Raw genomic sequence first — 877 nt, 5'->3', positions numbered from 1 at the left:
GGACACACGAACCCGTCTACCACGCAACGCTACGCGCACCTCGCAGATGACCCGTTGCGGCAGGCAGCGGATGTGATGGGTAAGAAGATCAGCGGTGGCAGTTCCTGAAACCTGAGAATTTCCTGTGCTGAAGACACGCGAGCGGCAATTAGACTGCAGCTGTCGGCACAGTGTCGATGTTTGGGACGGAAGGGAATGGACGGAGATCTAAGATGTCCAAATCTCTACTTCCCGTTGTCACAACGCGTCGTCCGCCTTGGAACAAAGGCAGACTAGTCGGACAGAAGCGGCCATTGCAGCCAAAGCAAGTCTGGGCCATTCGCGCTCGGCTCGAACTTGCAAACAAGCTGAGAGACCTGGCATTGTTCAATCTTGCCATCGATAGCAAGTTGCGCGGGTGCGATCTCGTCCGCCTGAGGGTTAACGATCTCGCCGTAGGCAATTCTGTTCGCGATCGGGTATCCGTTGTTCAACGTAAAACTGCGAAGCCAGTGCAATTTGAAGTGACGGAGAATACACGTGAAGTCGTGTCGCAATGGGTCTCTTCTCAATACATGCATGGACAACGGTATCTGTTTCCAAGTCGTATGCATGCTTTGCCGCATCTTTCGACCCGGCAATACGCTAGGCTTGTCCGGGAATGGGTGTCAGCGATTGGTCTCGATCCGTCCAGCTACGGCACGCATTCGCTTAGGCGCACCAAAGCGGCTTTGATATACAGAAAGACCGGAAACCTACGTGCCGTTCAACTTCTGCTCGGTCACAGCAAAGTGGACAGTACGGTGCGTTACCTTGGCGTCGAGCTTGAAGACGCGCTTAGTATTGCCGAACGTATCGATCTTTAACGATTTAGGCGGGCGGGATCGTCCGCTCGCCA

Annotated in this window: 1 protein-coding gene; it reads left to right on the top strand. The window is 54.3% G+C overall.

The features are described from left to right. Positions 1-212 precede the first annotated feature (212 nt). The gene (locus ACR0BF_RS20325) at positions 213-845 is read left to right on the top strand and encodes a tyrosine-type recombinase/integrase (protein ID WP_170542186.1); all 633 of its coding nucleotides are present in this window, start codon (positions 213-215) and stop codon (positions 843-845) included. Positions 846-877: the final 32 nt, after the last annotated feature.

This window comes from Ruegeria sp. AG7 (assembly GCF_056541545.1).
Note: the sequence above shows the minus strand (reverse complement) of the source record. Positions and strands in the feature narration are given on the sequence as shown.